This window comes from Butyrivibrio sp. WCE2006 (assembly GCF_000701985.1).
In the GTDB taxonomy this organism is placed as follows: Bacteria; Bacillota; Clostridia; order Lachnospirales; family Lachnospiraceae; genus Butyrivibrio.
This window is the reverse complement of sequence record NZ_JNKH01000058.1, coordinates 1-15483: the sequence shown is the minus strand read 5'-3', so window position 1 is coordinate 15483 and position 15483 is coordinate 1. Positions and strand designations below refer to the sequence as shown.

Sequence of the window (15483 nt, the reverse complement as noted above, 5' to 3'; positions counted from 1 at the left end):
TCTGTGTGCTTCCATGAAGAAGCAGTGTGCAGATACAATCCGTTTGAAACTGATCAAGATTGCCGTTAAGGTAGTCGGATCAGGTAGATATATTTATTTCAAGCTGTGTAGCAGCTGCCCTTACATATCTGAGTTCTATGAAACACTTACAAATATAAGCAGCTTAAATCCACAGTTGGAATAGCAACTATTGATGTACCTTGATAACTTAAAAGTCTGTATTTCTGATTCATAGGGACAGTCTACCCATTTTTAAGACTGATTCCCGCTTATTCTAGGCATCCATTTCAAAAAATCGGATTATGAGTCTGATTTCAGAGGTTTAAGTTGTCATGAATAATTCAGGTTTATTATAACGCAAATTGGTTGATTGAACTTGATATTGTAATTGTTCATAGTTCTGGTCTATGATTTTACAAGAAAGATTTAAGGGGAGCAGGAGAAAATGACATTACAGCAATTGACATACCTGGTAACCGTAGCTGATTGCGGAAATATCACAGAGGCTGCAGAAAAGCTCTTTATATCGCAGCCTTCACTGAGCCATGCTATACATAATCTGGAAAAAGAGATGGGAGTGAAGGCCTTTGTCAGATCAAACAAAGGAGTTACTGTCACAAGAGAGGGAGAGGAGCTGCTATCCTATGCCAGGATGCTGCTAGAGCAGGCTGACAACATGAGAGAATATTTTGGCAGCGGTGAGCGCAGAACCCCGAAGTTTTCAGTATCCTGCCAGCATTATTCTTTTGCGGTAAACGCTTTTGTGGATTTGATCAAGGAATTCGATGCGGACAGGTACAGCTTCATCATTCGAGAAACTCAGACCGGAGAGATCATCGAGGATGTGGCCAATGGTAAAAGCGAGATAGGAGTTATCTATCTTTCCCAGCATAATGAGGAAGTGATCTCTAAGCTCATCAGAAACAACGGTCTTGTTTTTGATGAAAAATATGTCGCAGCTCCACATGTTTTCATATGCTCAGACCACCCGCTGGCAGGTAAAGACATCATAACGGTGGAAGATCTGCAGCCATATCCTTATCTTGTATACGAGCAGGGGAACAACAATTCCTTCTATTTTTCTGAGGAATTTATGAGTGTGCTGGATTTTCCAAAGAATATACAGGTAAGAGACAGAGCAACGCTTTTCAACCTTGTCATAGGATTAAATGGTTTTACCGTCAGCAGCGGAGTTATCGATTCGAAGCTTAACGGAAGCAGCATAATCGCAAGACCGCTGGCCGTGGACAAATGCATGCGGATAGGAGTTTTACACAAGAAAAACACGCTGCCAAGCCGATATGCGGATTTTTATATAAATGCACTGGAGAAAAATCTGTCCATAGTTTAAAACTATGGGTATTTGTTTTTTTAATGTATTTTCCTCATGAAATTGTGGTTGTTAGAATATCCTAAAGTTTAAAAACGGAGGATATGAAAAAATGAGTAAAATACAGACACCTTATAGATATGACTTTGTTGGAAGTTTCTTAAGACCACAGGCGCTAAAGGACGCAAAGGCGGCTTATCAGGAAGGGAAAATCTCAAAAGAAGAGTTTGATAATGTTGCTGACGATGAAATCACAAAGGTAGTTGCAAAGCAGAAGGAGCTTGGATTTCATATTATTACGGATGGTGAATTCAGAAGAAGCTTCTGGCATCTTGATTTCATGTGGGGATTTGAGGGCGTAGCTCATGAGGCAACCGGAAACGGTGTTAAGTTTAACGGTGAGCTTGCTGTCCTCGATGATACTTATCTTGTGGGAAAAATCAAGGCAAAGCCGCATCCATTCGTTGAGTATTTCAACTTTTTAAAGCAGTTTGAAGATGAAAATACAGTAGCTAAATACACGATCCCTGCACCGGCACAGACTTTTCAGCAGATGATCGTTCCGGCAAATTATGAAACAACCAGAAAATTTTATGAAACTAATGAGGATCTCATTAATGATATAGGAAAGGCATATCAGGATGTTATAAAGCAGTTCTATGCTGCCGGCTGCAGGAATCTACAGTTTGATGACTGCACATGGGGCGCTATAGTTGGCGATGCTGCAAAGCAGCGATATAAGTCTCTTGGCATTGAGCTTGACGAGGTAAAAGCCCAGCTTCTTGCGGTAAATAATCTGGCACTTGAAGGAAAGCCTGAAGATATGGTTATTACTACTCATATTTGCCGCGGAAACTACCATTCAACATATTTTACCTGCGGTCCTTATGACACTGTCGCAGATTACGTTTTTGCCAAGGAAAATGTTGACGCATTTTTCCTCGAATATGACGATGAAAGGTCCGGAGGATTCCAGCCTCTAGAGAAAATTTCTGGCGATAAAAAGGTGGTCCTTGGGCTTATCACGACAAAATCTCCTGTCCTTGAGGATAAGGAAAAAGTCATCAAGAGGATACACGAAGCTGCAAAATATATCCCGCTTGAAAGACTTTGCTTAAGCCCACAGTGCGGATTTGCATCCTGTGAGATTGGAAATAAGCTCACAGAAGAAGAGCAGTGGGCAAAGCTTAAGCTTGTAAAGGAAATTGCAGAAAAAGTCTGGAGATGATCTTACTGTTATTGTGATGTATTAAATACTGTAATAAATATAGATACACTATAGTCATGAATATTGTGTATCTATATTATTATCAAGGAGATTATTTGGTCATCTTGATTCTGTATTCTTTTGGAGTCATGTGAAATTGTTTTTCAAACAACGTATAAAAGTGCGTTCGATTGGAGAATTGCAGGTTCTGTGCAATTGAAGTGATAGGAGTTCTTGTTGTAGCCAGATCTTTTGCAGCTTTTTTTAGACAAAAGGTCATGCCATAATCATAAAGGCACATACCTGTATATTTGTTCACAATTCTATTGAGATAATCTCCACTGTAATTTAAGGCTTTTTCAAGTTCTGCGCGGCTTATTCTGCCGTTTCTCTCGTCCATTAAATGTTCTATACGGCTAAAAAGTAGCTGATCGTTGCCCATACCCATTTCAACGTCGGTACAGTGGTAATTATCATTGGAAGAAATGAAATATAAAAGCTCACTCAGAAGACTCCTCATTTTATAAGAAGAGCCAAAGTGTGGGAACATCATAGTGTTCAGCATTTCGGTTGTCACTTTATGAAGCTGTTCCATGCCGGATGAGTTATGAAATACAGGTATCATATCCAGATATGCTTTGCGGTCAGGATTATCCAGATCAGAAATGATGAATTTGTAGAGACCGCTATTCATAAAGTCTTTTTCAGAACGAAACGAAGAATGTTCAGCTACTGTAAAAAGCTCACCTATCATGCTTGTTGAAAGACCAACAAACAGGATACTGGCCTCAGTATCGAAATTCTCTGCATGCCGTATACCCCTGTTTATGAGGCAGCATGTGCCTGCAGGGTACTTGTAATCTATATTTTCGATTCTTTGTGTTACGGTTCCGCTAAGGACAACCATTATCTCATAATAATCATGAAAATGAAGGGGATGGTCGTGAAAAGCCCTGTCGTGGCCATAGAAAGAATCTCTTGCATAGAATGACGCATCTTCTGAAAAGGTAATGGCATTCATATAGTCGCTTTCTTCAACTCCACTGCAGAATTCATATGTTATCTGATATGGAAGCTTTAGTTGATAATAATTTGAGTCACTACCTGTACTTATATTGAATGAAGCGTTAGGGTTAGTACTGGTTATATAATCTTTTGATACTTCTTTTAGCATCTTTCAATTCTCCCATTTAATCCCATATATGATACAAATTTTAGCATAGAAGTCGGTTGATGTCATTGTTTCGGATATTGCAAAATTATAGAATTTTTATCAGTACAGATGCATGAAAGCCCAGTAATAATCGGCTATTTACAGTTTTTATAAGAAGAGAGGCATGAACATGATAAGAAATCTGAAAAGACATTGGATGTTACTGATAATGCTTTTACCGGCACTCATATATGTCGTGGTATTCAGCTATATTCCTATGACAGGGATAATAATGGCTTTTAAAAAGTATCAGTATAACGGTGGAATTTATCTTTCTCCCTGGAATGGACTCAATAATTTCAAAGCACTCCTTATTTCTGGAAAGCTATTTCAAGTTACAAGGAACACGTTACTTTACAACATTGCTTTTATAGCTTTTGGCGTTGTATTTGAAATGGGAAGTGCAATTCTTCTAAATGAGATTATACATAAAGCTTTTAAGAAAACGGTGCAATCACTAATGTTTCTTCCATATTTTATAAGCTGGGTTGTTGCAGGAGCCATAATCTACAATGTCTTCAACTTTGAACGGGGAGTATTCAATAACGTATTAACTGCGTTAGGAGGAACGCCGTTCGACCTATATAACACACCTGGTGCATGGCCATTTGTCCTTATCTTTTTAAAGTTATGGAAACAGACTGGATATGGCTCAGTTGTATATCTTGCAGCTATAACGGGTATGGATCAGGAAATGTTTGAAGCTGCTTCAATTGATGGTGCTTCTGCATGGCAGAAAATAAGGTATCTTACGATTCCGTCACTTTTGCCAACGATGATGATTTTAGTATTGCTTGGCATAGGGAATATTTTCAGAGGTGATTTCGGATTGTTTTATCAAACAGTAAAGAGTAGTGCACTCCTCCAGCCGATGACGGATGTAATAGACACATATGTGTTCAGACTTTTGATCGACAATGGAAATGTGGGAGTATCTGCGGCAGCCGGTCTATATCAATCAGTTCTTTGCTTCATAACCATAATGGTATGCAATAAGTTGGTTAAAAGAGCAAACCCTGATTATGCATTGTATTAAGGAGGTAATGAATGTCTACTGATGTTATAAGCCTTACGGAAGGAACAAGAACAGAAGAATTGAAGGAGTCTGACAAAACAGGTGAAACAAAGAAAAAGAAGGTAAGCCAGGATCAGATGGCTGTAAATATGGTCGGATCAATAATAGTCGGATTATTCGCACTTATATGCGTTATCCCTTTTTATCTGATAATAGTGGCTTCGATTACAAGTGAGACATCACTGATTAGGGATGGATATCCATTGTTGCCAAAGCTTTCTGAGTTAAGTATTCAAAGCTATGCGCTATGCCTTAAGAACCCCACAGCAATACTTAAATCTTATGGAATGACAATAAGTGTGACTGTTATGGGAACATTGCTTTCTGTTCTTATGGCGACGATGACAGGATATGTATTGAGTAGAAAGGATTTTCCCTGGAGAAATCAGTTTTCATTTTTCTTTTTCTTTACAACTCTCTTTAATGGAGGACTGGTTCCCTGGTATCTGATGTGCACACGTTATCTTAATTTCAAGAACAGTACCGTGGGACTCATTCTTCCGCTGATGTTCTCAGTATGGAACATGATCATTGCAAAATCATTCATGACCGGTATACCTGCTGAGATAACAGAATCGGCAAAGATAGATGGAGCTAATGACATAACAATATTTGGGAAACTGATACTTCCACTTAGCAAACCGCTTATAGCAACGCTTTCGTTGTTTGCGGCGCTTGCATACTGGAATGACTGGTATAACTGCATGCTATTTGTGACAAATGAGGATATGTTCACTTTGCAGTACTACCTTCAGAGGATTTTAGGAAGTGCTGAGGCGATGAGAATAGTGGCTGAAAAATCAGGTATAGCGCTTCCGTCAATACCCCTTGAGGGAATGAAAATGGCAATGACTATAATCGCTACCGGCCCCATTGTGTTGTTGTATCCGTTTGTTCAAAGATATTTTGTCAAGGGACTTACAATCGGTGCAGTCAAGGGCTGATGAAAAACATATTGAACAAGTGGTGGGAGATATGTCATGAAGATGCGTGAATTAATACCCTAAGAGGGTTAAAGATTTTAAGGAGGATAAATGATCATGAGAAAAAAGGTATTGTCAGTGATTCTAAGTATGGCTATGACAGCATCTATGCTTGCCGGATGCGGATCAGCTTCAGCGGGAGGAAATTCGGAAAATACAGGAGCTACAGAGATAAAGGATGAAGCTACTGCAACAACATCAGGAGCTTTACCTGATGATCTTCCGGCAAAAATTGGAGACGGAATCGTAAAAGCTACTCCTGAAATGTATGGGGATGTAGATTTGTCTGAACATAAGACCGTGAATATAACGCTTATAGGTGATACACCTTCAGCGTGGGATGATGTTTTGGCAAAGACAAATGAATATCTTGAACCCTTTAATACAGATGTGGAAGTCAGTTTCCTTAGCTGGTCAGATTACCAGCAGATGTATCCTCTGACACTTACAGGCGGTCAGGTAGATCTTATTTTCACAGCACCTTGGTGCTTTATGTACACGGAAGCTGCGAAAGGTTCGTTTTTTGTGCTTGATACTGATTTTATTTCGAAAAATATGCCGCTCACAAACAGATATCAGGCTGCTGAGAGCTGGGATGAAACAACCATTTCCGGTCAGACTATAGCGGTTCCCTCAAACCAGGCATCACCTATGGGAAAGATTGTTGCAATAAGACAGGATCTGGCAGATAAATACGGCATAAGTTCACTTGATAACTGGAATGATTACATGAATTTTGCTAAGACGATTGCTGAAAAAGAAACTCCTGAAAGCGGAATTTATGCATTGGCAGCATCAGGTGATAACAATGAGCTTTGGGACGTATATCGACAGCAAAATGATACATTCCTTGCCCTTGATAGTGATTATTTTGATCTGATTTATGACTATAAAGAAGGATCTTTGCCTGAAGCATCTGATATAAAGCTTGTATATGATACAGAACTTTTCAGAAATTATGCACATGACATGAAGGAACTGGCTGATGCCGGGGCATGGAGTAGGAGTGCCCTTACGAACACAGTTACAGATGATGATGCTTTTGGAAATCTTCAGGGTGCATCGATCGCATGGAATACTTCGGTATTTACATATATCGAGCAGGCGGAACAGACTGATGGAGTAGTTGGCGCAGCTTATGATCTTACAAAGGACAATCTTGTCGGATGTGAATGCTATTCCAACAATGATATGGCGATTGCAGCAGGAAGTGCTGACCCTGCAAGAGCTGCAATGGTGCTGGATATACTAAAATGTGATACATATCTTAATCATCTCTGGATACTTGGGGTAGAAGATGAACATTATACGATAAATGATGCAGGGGAATATACAGAGACAGAAAAGGCAGGGGATTTTGCTGCATATGCGATTTCTGCATCATGGGCTATCAAGAACGGAGATCTTAAAGAAGCAGGTGGCGACCCCAGGGCTGAAAAGGTAACAGAAAGTTGGGAGGAAAGGGTAGTAAATAATCCTACAATAACATTTGTGTTTGATGATTCAAATGTGGCTGATTATAAGGCCGCAGTAAGTGCAGTCCTTAATGATTATGTACCTATGTTAGAACTTGGGCTTGTGGATGATGTGGATTCTACGATAGATAAGATGATCAAGGAGTGCTATGACTCGGGGCTCCAGGTAGTGCTTGATGATTTTAATACACAGTATGATGCATGGAAAGAAACTAGATAAAGGACTATGATGATGAATAATAAATTTGCATATGGGGCTGATCTTGGTTGGATGACTCAGCTTGAGGACAGAGGCTTTAAATGGATTAATGAAAAGGGTAAGAATGTGTCCTGCCTGGAGGCGGTAAAGGAAAAAGGTACAGATTCTGTCAGATTCAGGATATTTGTTGATCCTCCAAAGGAAGGTTATGTTGAGGAAAAAGACGGAACAATGGTAATGCTTGGATACTGCGATGCTGTAAGCGTATCAGAAGCAGCATTAAGGGCAAAAAAAGCAGGGATGCGTATCATGCTGGACTTTCATTACAGTGATGAATTCGCAGATCCAAAAAAACAGTATATTCCTAAGGCATGGGCAGGATTATCTCATGAAGAATTGTGCAAAAAGGTTGAAGAGCATACTGAAAATGTTCTAATGATCATGAAAGATTTGGATATATATCCTGAATGGGTACAAGTTGGAAATGAGATAAATCCCGGAATGATGCATCCAATGGGAGATCTTGAACAGCATCCTGCGCAACTGGTCGATTACATAAATAGTGGATATCTGACCGTTAAAAGAATATTCCCGGAATGTAAAGTGGTTCTTCATCTTGCAAGTGGTCAGCATCCTGCTTGGGTTATGCCGTTTTTGGAAAACTTTTTTGACAATGGTGGGATGACAGATATTCTTGGCTTTTCAGACTATCCATACTGGTGCGACATGGTAAATAAGGAAAATCCTGAAGAAAAAGTCGACTCCAGCATAAACAATTGGACAAATTGTATTGCTATGTACAGAGAAAGATTCCATAAGCCTGTTATGATTACTGAAATAGGAGGCCCGGAATATGAGGCAAAAGAAACAAGACAGCTAATCGGAAACACTATCAGGATGCTAAAAAAAGTACCGGATAATGAAGGATTGGGCATTTTCTACTGGGAACCCGAGGTATGTTCAGAGGTTCTTCCGGATGCATATCCACTTGGAGCCTCAAAGTTGACGAAGAACTATACACTGCAGCTTACAGAAGCGCTGTCAGCATATAAGGATGTGTGAACTCAATTTTTAATGGAGCAGGGATGATAATGGTATGTTATCCCTGCTCTAATTTTATGTAGAGAATAGAAATAGAGTGATATTTGATCATTTTTTTATATATTTGTAAACTTGTGCCGATTTTATTGTTTTTTAATTTTTTTTTCACATTAACTGTCATATGATAAGGCTTGAGGGTATTTATTATGAAAATGCCTTAAGTTACGGTAACTGGATAAAGAGATTAACCTTTATAAGTTATTAAAGGAGGGGTGAGAAATGATGGACAGGAGAAAGAAACTGGTATCATTGGTGGCATTGCTCACAATATCAACAATGCTTGTTTCATGTGGCGATAGTAGTGTCGGGACTGTTGATGTGCCGGAGAATGCAGTAGCTAAGGCTTCAGCTGCCAAGACTGTTGATAGTGTACCTGAAAAAGAAGCTGATGCTGAAGAAACAATTGCAGAAGAAGTTGATACTAAAGAAGCTGACGCAGAGGAAGCAGTTGCTGAAGAGGAATTGGCTTCCAAAAATATGTTGTCAGTAAAGTCGCCGGAATATTCAGACCTTACAAATCTAAGAACGCAAAACAATGATGACGGAACCTACTATTATGAGGATATGATGGAAGATGGGCTCACTGTCATCACAAATATGTGTTATGTGAATTCTCAGAGAGATGGACAGGATATGGATGCCTATGCTGAGAATATCGTGTGCGCGCAGGTTAATAGCGATGCAAGGATTACGGGTTCAGAGCAGGATGATGAGCTTTCTGCAACTCTAACATATCCGGTATTCAAGGTTGATTATGAGAGCGGAGGTAATGAAGACACCAAGCAGGCAGTAGGTGTTGTGATCCTTACTGACAACTTTACATATTATTACGGATACGAATGTCCTATAGATTATTTTGAGGATAATCAGGAATTTTATGAGGAAGAGCTAAAGAAAATCGAGCTTATAACGCTTGATGGAAGCAGCGATGCTGCAGGTGAAGATTTTGCTACAGCTTACCTTGAAAAGATCATAGAGTATGACAAGGAAAAAATAGCAGACAGCTTCGCTCTGATTTATGCGAATAGTAGTGGAATTCCTTATCTTGCTGCAGTAAATTCAGAAGGACCTTTAGAAGAAAACGGAAATGCTCATCTGTTTTCAATTTCTAATGGAACAATAAATGAGATCATGAGTGTTTCTTCCGGCTATGACGGAAACCACATATATGTCTCAGCAGCCAGCAATACTGTTCTTCAAACATCCGGAATGTCAGGAACTGAGATTTTCGATCTTTATGCTTTTAATGGCAAGGAACTTGAAGGCATAAAAGAGTTGCAGGCAGTTTATGATATGGAAGACGATTCATATAAATATTATGACGGTACTATCGAGCTCACAGAAGAAGAGTATACTGAAGTGTTTGAAGAATCAATAATTAAAAACAATCCTTATACAGGTATTGATTTTGATGGTCTAAACATGGTGAACATAACGGTAATAGATGGTTTCGCCGATTTTGAAATCGATTCAACACAGAAGTATATGAGCTTTGATGAGATGAAGAAACAGCTTCTTGATCTTGGAGCACAGGAGCAATAATAAATAAATGCAAAGTCAGGAGAGCTTCGTCCTGAATTTGAGATAAAGTAATATTATAAATTAATTCCAAAGAATCCTCTCGGAAAGCAATCTTTCCGGGAGGGTTTTAAATACGGGCAAAATAGCAAACAGAAAGGATAAGGAAATGGCATTAGCAGATTTTTTTAAGGGAGTGGATATCAACTCAGAAGTGGAAAATTGTAAGAAAACCGAGGGGGCAGTACTACTTGATGTGAGGAGTGCAGATGAGTATAAGAACGGTCATATTCCCAGAAGTATAAATGTACCGGTTGACGAGATACAAAACGTAGTGTCAGTAATTCCCGATAAAAATACTCCAATATTTGCATACTGTCTTAGCGGTGGAAGGGCAGGAAAAGCGGTAAAAGAGATGCAAACATTAGGATACACCGATGTCAAAAATATCGGTGGAATAAGTAAATACACGGGAATAAAAGAATAGGAATTGCGCACTTTTTTAGGTATTATCTCTTAATGTGAGTTTTTTCTGTATATGTTCAATCACAATTATGATGGCTGCCGTTACTGCAATTTCAATTGCAAGGATTCCGAAAGTTCTAAAGTCGTTGATCTTAGAGCGCGTCGACAATCTGAAGGGTTCAATGCCAAGGAGGCTGCATACAAAGAGCTGAACCAGGTTGTGAAGAAAGAGTATCGGTAAGGTGTGCCTGCCACACCAGATTAGTGCAGAAGATATAACCCCAGGCTTTGTTAAAAGTCTGCAGAAATGTACAAGAGCGTAACTGCCTGTTACCGCGAACAGCAAGGTGAGTGGGATGTTCCACTCATACAAAGGTTCACTGCTGAATACGCCGCCCATGATGAATCCGGAACCTCTAAACATTGCTGCAAACACAAGAAAGATTATGTAAGCTATGACTGCGTTCAGGGTTATTTTTTTCCTGCCGATCCCCGGTCCCAGCAGATTATGTTTGCCAAAAGCAGCGCCCACTATCATAATACTGGCAATTGCAGGAGCTTCATTTATATAAAAAGGAATCCTTATATCGAAATGAGCAAAGATCATAGATATTCCCATAAGTCCGATGCAGATAGAAATAAGGCTTGATAAAGATGAAAGGCAGCGGTCAACAACCAGAAAGAACACAACACTTCCAACAAAGAGCATCTGAATGAACCAATATGTCATTACGCAGTTCCACATGCCACCATAAGGCACTTCAATCTCAAGCAGATTGGTAAAAGGCTTGGTAAGTAACGCCTTCAGATATATATCCATGATTTGCTTAAGTGTAAGTCCTTTAGCAAAATAATAATATATACCTGAAATCACAGTTACGATCGTCAGATACACGATGAAAGGAATCAGCATCCGGGTAGAACGTCTTTTTACATTTTGAACAAAAGTGTATTTTCCCGGTTTGTAATTATATCCTGCCATAAAGAAAAAGAAAGGCAGAATAAAACCAAATAAGCCTCCTAAGATCAGGAATATCTCTCTTTTTAAGGTCAGCGTGTGAGTTATCATCACTAGAATTATAGCAACACCCTTTGCTATATCCTGTTCAACCATTCTGCTTTTCTTATTTGTTTCAGTCATTTCCCCACCTTCTGATCATGTCTTTTTTAAGATTGACCATATCTACCTTGCCATTAGGAAGCATTGGAAAAGATTCATAAACAAAAACGTGTTCAGGAAGCTTATATTTTGCCAGTTTGCTGACAAGATATTGGTTAAAAGCATTCACGTCAAAGCTTTGATCAGGGGATGTCATAAGAGCACATCCCACAACTTCGCCCCAATAGGCATCGGGAATTCCTACAATCTGGCACGCAGCAACACCTGGGAAAGATGTTGCTGCTTCCGCAATCTCTCCCGGAATAATATTTTCTCCGCCGCGAATTATGATCTCTTTTTTTCTGCCTACAAAATGAAGATAACCGTCTTCATCCAAAAATCCCAGATCTCCTGTGTGGAACCAGCCCTTTTCATCAAAGTCCTGCTTCTCTAATGGAGTCTTATAATATCCGGACATAAGGAACTCGCCCTGAACAATTATTTCACCGATGTCTCCCGCCATGCATTCTTCACCTGTTTCGGGATTCTGTATCATAACCCTGACAAGACTTTTTGGTTTACCGACAGTAGTTGTTTTGCGCTCTATGCTGTCGTCATTTTCTGTATAAGATACGATGCTGATCTCACTCAAGCCGTAGGCGATATCAAAAGTCGTGTTCACAAACAGTTTCATCAGAAGTAAAAGCTGCGATTTTGAGATTGCGGCTCCTGCAATTACAGAGCGTGTAAGTGTATGGACTTTGTCGCTGTTAAAAGCAGGAAGGGCAGCTATACCAAGAAGGACTGTCGGCACTGTATTGAGTATGGTGCAGCCCTCCTTTTCAACAATATGCAGTATGTCATCCGGTTTAATCCTGGGCGGAATAACTATTTTGGAATCGTTCAGCATCGGGACCATAAGACCTGCTAAAATTCCGAAAATATGGAACAATGGAAGAGCAAGACAATAGACGTCATTTTCATCCGTCATAAGCAAATCCATTCCACAGGTGGAGGCTGTAAGAACATTAAATGAAGAGAGTAAAACTCCCTTTGGTACTCCGGTGGAACCTGAGGTAAAGATCATAACGCAGGGATCATCCTTCTGAACAGTTATGGAAGATATGACATTGCTCATCATTTCATCCGGTTCTCTGTCCGCAATGTCTATTGGAGTCATCATATTGTAGAGAAAACGTATCTGTGACTTTTCGGAATTTGTTATTTCCTCAAAAAACGCTCCGGAATCTCCTAAAAGCCATGAGCCTGTCCCATGGCAGAATATTGTAATATCACCTATTTGAGATAAAAAGCATATTTCCGATGCTTTTAATAAAGGGCTTACAAGTACTGCCATTGCTCCAATCTTCTGGATCGCGAAAAAGACAGCAATCCAGTTAAGCGAATTGCTTCCGCAGAGGGCAATATGACTGCCTTTTTTGGCACCAAGTCTTATAAGATCCTCGGCTATCAGTTCCGATGCTCTGTCAAGATCTTTCCATGACCAGTGACTTACTCCGTCGTCAAGTATGACACGGTCTGGGCTATTTTCCTTTTTTGAAGCCAAAAAATCCTTGAAAGAATAGATAGTATAATCGTCAGGTTTTCCGAATTTTTGCTCAAGAGTAAACATATCCGAAAATCCGGTTACATCAAATATATCCCGGACAGCGGTACTGACATTTCTAATAATCAGCTTACCCTTCTTAAAACGCTTTTGCATTATCAGAAATTCTCTTAAGCCTGCAGATGAAACATAGGGTACGTCAGCAAGATCGATAATGATTGAATCTGCTTTGTCAAACGGATAGCTTTCTACTGATGCTCTGAGGTCTTTAGAAGTAAGCGAATCAATACTACCGGCAATTGTTATAAGAAGCTCTTTTCCCGAGTCTGCGACGTTTACTTTCATTCTCATCCTCTTTTCTGATTTATGAAGTCCTAATAGCTACTCCCGAGCCTACTATTAATGTGATTTCTATAACATGACTATATCATTTATCGCTCTATTTGCATACCATGGTGCATCTGAATATTAATAGAGAATTTTTTCTTCAATTAGTAACGTTGCCAGGCGGTGCCGGGCAGATATGTCAGGTGTTGTCTGGTCTCGTCAATTAATGCACAATCGCTTATAATATTTGCTAAAAGAAACACACAGTAGGAGATAGAGTGTATGTCAGCAAAAAATAGCGTTATGAAGGTAAGCTTAAATCATATATCAGAAGTGTTCCTATATGAGTATTTTGTATCTGATGGAAAAGAATATGACTTATCGGAAACAGATACAGCACTTGAGCACAAGAAAAAAGCTAAGGAATTCATGAGTTCAGGAAATATTGCAAAAGCTCAGCAGGAATGGATAAAGGCACATTTCGAGAATCCTGTAGACATGGAAAATATACTCTCTATTATTTCATGCTGCAAGCAGCTTGGTGATATTGAGGGTGAGTATGCATATACTCTGGATTCTTACAATTTCTGCTGCACCAGGGCAGAAATGGCGGCATATTACAGGAACCTTGGATGGTACTATCTTGAGAAATATGACCCTGACCTTGCATCAGTCTGCTATATGTACAGCCAGCTCTTTGACGAGACAAAGCAGGCAGAAGAAGAGCTGAAATTCCTTGAAAAGGCGCTTAATAAGAAAATAGAGAAGAAAAGCGTAGAAGACCTTCAGAAAATATTAAAAAAGAATAACATTCCCACTGAAGCTAATTCTGTCACACTTGCTCTTTTATTTAAGGCTGGCGGAGAAGCCGAAAGTGCTGGTGATTTTATCCAGGCACTTGACTGTTATCGCATGGTATATGACCTCACACAAGATAAAGAAGTTTCTGAAAAAATCTCTAAACTTCAGGAGAATTTAGCGAGATGAAAAACATGAAACGAATGTTGGCCATATGTTTATTGTTGACAATGGTAGTCAGTCTTTGTGCCTGTAATGGAAATGTTAAGAATGTACAAACCCATGAAGTTCAATCTAAACTTTATTCACAGGCCGATATAGATTCAGCTATAGCGATAATAAAAAGTGAATTTGCAGCTAATTGGAAAGGCTGTACATTAACAGAAATTTATTATGCCGGAGATGATATTTCGAAAGAATATCAGGATTGGGCTGACAGGAATGACGCAGATGAGGTGATAGTCCTGCTATCTTCATTTGATGTCGATTCGTCAGGCGGAGATGGCTCACTAGATCCGAACAGCACTTATGACAGGTGGAATTGGATTTTAGTCAGATCTGATAAAGGAACATGGAAGCATGTCGATCATGGTTATTAATTCAAAATTTCAAGTAAAACAGGCTGATTTTAGTATAAAAAGATGGCAGATTACATGAAAAGAATACTGATTTACTTGAAAAGAAATGAACATGAGTAATCAAAAATTCTTTTTAGTAGAAAATCCCGCTATTTTACGAGAAAAAGAAGGACGTGCAAATAATGGAAGTCAGTTGTAAGCGGTGTTATATGAGCACATAGAAAAAGATATCAAAGAAATGGACCTTTTATATCCCTGTTGCCCATCTACAATTACATAAAGCTCCATGCCATGAACCACAGCATAAAAGAAAATGTACTGCCCTTTCCAATATGTGAGAGAGCAGTCCTTAAATCAGCAAATGTATGTACTTTACATAAAAAAGTACATCAAGTACAGCATAGAACACTCCAAAGCCAGCAAAAACACCTATCAGTTCTAGTGTACTGACACGTTGATATTTAATCAAATTATCTCTATTAATCCGAGCCATTTCTTGATAAAATAAAAGAAAAAGCTCGGAGGCATAACAATGGCAGGCAGACCAA

15 protein-coding genes are annotated in these 15483 nt (G+C 39.3%); 11 read left to right on the top strand and 4 right to left on the bottom strand.

The genetic code is table 11. The annotated features are described in order from the left end of the window. The 3 genes from T501_RS18520 to T501_RS18510 form a co-directional block, all read left to right on the top strand. Nucleotides 1-184 (top strand): transposase (locus tag T501_RS18520; RefSeq protein ID WP_044916906.1); only part of this gene is annotated, 184 nt, incomplete at its 5' end. A gap of 261 nt (nt 185-445) precedes the next feature. Then, complete coding sequence (locus T501_RS18515; protein WP_044916900.1) at nt 446-1351, top strand: LysR family transcriptional regulator; 906 nt, start codon at nt 446-448, stop codon at nt 1349-1351. A 91-nt stretch (nt 1352-1442) separates the two neighbouring features. Further along, nucleotides 1443-2558, top strand: a complete 1116-nt coding sequence (locus T501_RS18510) for a 5-methyltetrahydropteroyltriglutamate--homocysteine S-methyltransferase (RefSeq protein ID WP_044916898.1) — start codon at nt 1443-1445, stop codon at nt 2556-2558. Nucleotides 2559-2649: 91 nt separating this feature from the next. Here the strand turns inward: T501_RS18510 and T501_RS18505 are convergent, their stop codons facing one another. Next, nucleotides 2650-3711, bottom strand: a complete 1062-nt coding sequence (locus tag T501_RS18505) for an AraC family transcriptional regulator (RefSeq protein ID WP_044916896.1) — start codon at nt 3709-3711, stop codon at nt 2650-2652. Nucleotides 3712-3880: 169 nt separating this feature from the next. Here T501_RS18505 and T501_RS18500 point away from each other — a divergent pair, with 169 nt between their 5' ends. From T501_RS18500 to T501_RS18475, 6 genes are all read left to right on the top strand, one after another. Then, nucleotides 3881-4786 (top strand): ABC transporter permease, encoded by a 906-nt coding sequence (locus tag T501_RS18500; RefSeq protein WP_044916894.1) that lies wholly within the window; start codon nt 3881-3883, stop codon nt 4784-4786. Nucleotides 4787-4797: 11 nt separating this feature from the next. After that, a complete protein-coding gene (locus T501_RS18495) occupies nt 4798-5769 on the top strand; it encodes a carbohydrate ABC transporter permease (protein WP_081843251.1) in 972 nt (323 codons plus the stop codon). Between the two features lie 96 nt (nt 5770-5865). Then, a complete protein-coding gene (locus tag T501_RS18490; protein WP_044916892.1) occupies nt 5866-7503 on the top strand; it encodes an ABC transporter substrate-binding protein in 1638 nt (545 codons plus the stop codon). 6 nt (nt 7504-7509) lie between these two features. Beyond that, entirely contained in the window at nt 7510-8544 is a 1035-nt protein-coding gene (locus T501_RS18485) for a glycosyl hydrolase 53 family protein (protein WP_081843249.1), read from the top strand. A 258-nt stretch (nt 8545-8802) separates the two neighbouring features. Continuing rightward, nucleotides 8803-10125, top strand: coding sequence for a hypothetical protein (locus T501_RS18480; protein ID WP_044916890.1), 1323 nt, complete (start codon nt 8803-8805; stop codon nt 10123-10125). Between the two features lie 145 nt (nt 10126-10270). After that, nucleotides 10271-10588, top strand: coding sequence for a rhodanese-like domain-containing protein (locus tag T501_RS18475; RefSeq protein ID WP_026511257.1), 318 nt, complete (start codon nt 10271-10273; stop codon nt 10586-10588). Between the two features lie 15 nt (nt 10589-10603). On the opposite strand, the gene T501_RS18470 is transcribed toward T501_RS18475, so the two are convergent. Beyond that, complete coding sequence (locus T501_RS18470; RefSeq protein WP_044916889.1) at nt 10604-11707, bottom strand: acyltransferase family protein; 1104 nt, start codon at nt 11705-11707, stop codon at nt 10604-10606. Continuing rightward, nucleotides 11700-13577 (bottom strand): AMP-binding protein, encoded by a 1878-nt coding sequence (locus T501_RS18465; RefSeq protein ID WP_026511259.1) that lies wholly within the window; start codon nt 13575-13577, stop codon nt 11700-11702. Before T501_RS18465 ends, T501_RS18470 begins: the two co-directional genes overlap by 8 nt. Nucleotides 13578-13841: 264 nt before the next feature. On the opposite strand from T501_RS18465, the gene T501_RS18460 reads away from it, so the two are divergent. After that, nucleotides 13842-14546, top strand: a complete 705-nt coding sequence (locus T501_RS18460) for a hypothetical protein (RefSeq protein ID WP_044916886.1) — start codon at nt 13842-13844, stop codon at nt 14544-14546. A gap of 5 nt (nt 14547-14551) precedes the next feature. Beyond that, nucleotides 14552-14956 carry a hypothetical protein gene (locus T501_RS18455; protein ID WP_026511261.1) on the top strand — a complete coding sequence of 135 codons (405 nt, stop codon included), beginning with the start codon at nt 14552-14554 and terminating at the stop codon, nt 14954-14956. A 328-nt stretch (nt 14957-15284) separates the two neighbouring features. Here the strand turns inward: T501_RS18455 and T501_RS21940 are convergent. Continuing rightward, a partial coding sequence (locus T501_RS21940; protein WP_044916885.1) for a hypothetical protein occupies nt 15285-15483 on the bottom strand: 199 nt, incomplete at its 5' end.

Excerpts from the sequence above, each read along its gene's own strand:
- T501_RS18495 (WP_081843251.1), top strand. The coding sequence starts at position 4,798 with ATGTCTACTGATGTTATAAGCCTTACGGAAGGAACAAGAACAGAAGAA.
- T501_RS18515 (WP_044916900.1), top strand. The coding sequence starts at position 446 with ATGACATTACAGCAATTGACATACCTGGTAACCGTAGCTGATTGCGGA.
- T501_RS18480 (WP_044916890.1), top strand. The coding sequence starts at position 8,803 with ATGATGGACAGGAGAAAGAAACTGGTATCATTGGTGGCATTGCTCACA.
- T501_RS18500 (WP_044916894.1), top strand. The coding sequence starts at position 3,881 with ATGATAAGAAATCTGAAAAGACATTGGATGTTACTGATAATGCTTTTA.
- T501_RS18505 (WP_044916896.1), bottom strand. The coding sequence starts at position 3,711 with ATGCTAAAAGAAGTATCAAAAGATTATATAACCAGTACTAACCCTAAC.
- T501_RS18490 (WP_044916892.1), top strand. The coding sequence starts at position 5,866 with ATGAGAAAAAAGGTATTGTCAGTGATTCTAAGTATGGCTATGACAGCA.
- T501_RS18510 (WP_044916898.1), top strand. The coding sequence starts at position 1,443 with ATGAGTAAAATACAGACACCTTATAGATATGACTTTGTTGGAAGTTTC.
- T501_RS18460 (WP_044916886.1), top strand. The coding sequence starts at position 13,842 with ATGTCAGCAAAAAATAGCGTTATGAAGGTAAGCTTAAATCATATATCA.
- T501_RS18470 (WP_044916889.1), bottom strand. The coding sequence starts at position 11,707 with ATGACTGAAACAAATAAGAAAAGCAGAATGGTTGAACAGGATATAGCA.
- T501_RS18485 (WP_081843249.1), top strand. The coding sequence starts at position 7,510 with ATGATGATGAATAATAAATTTGCATATGGGGCTGATCTTGGTTGGATG.
- T501_RS18455 (WP_026511261.1), top strand. The coding sequence starts at position 14,552 with ATGAAACGAATGTTGGCCATATGTTTATTGTTGACAATGGTAGTCAGT.
- T501_RS18475 (WP_026511257.1), top strand. The coding sequence starts at position 10,271 with ATGGCATTAGCAGATTTTTTTAAGGGAGTGGATATCAACTCAGAAGTG.
- T501_RS18465 (WP_026511259.1), bottom strand. The coding sequence starts at position 13,577 with ATGAAAGTAAACGTCGCAGACTCGGGAAAAGAGCTTCTTATAACAATT.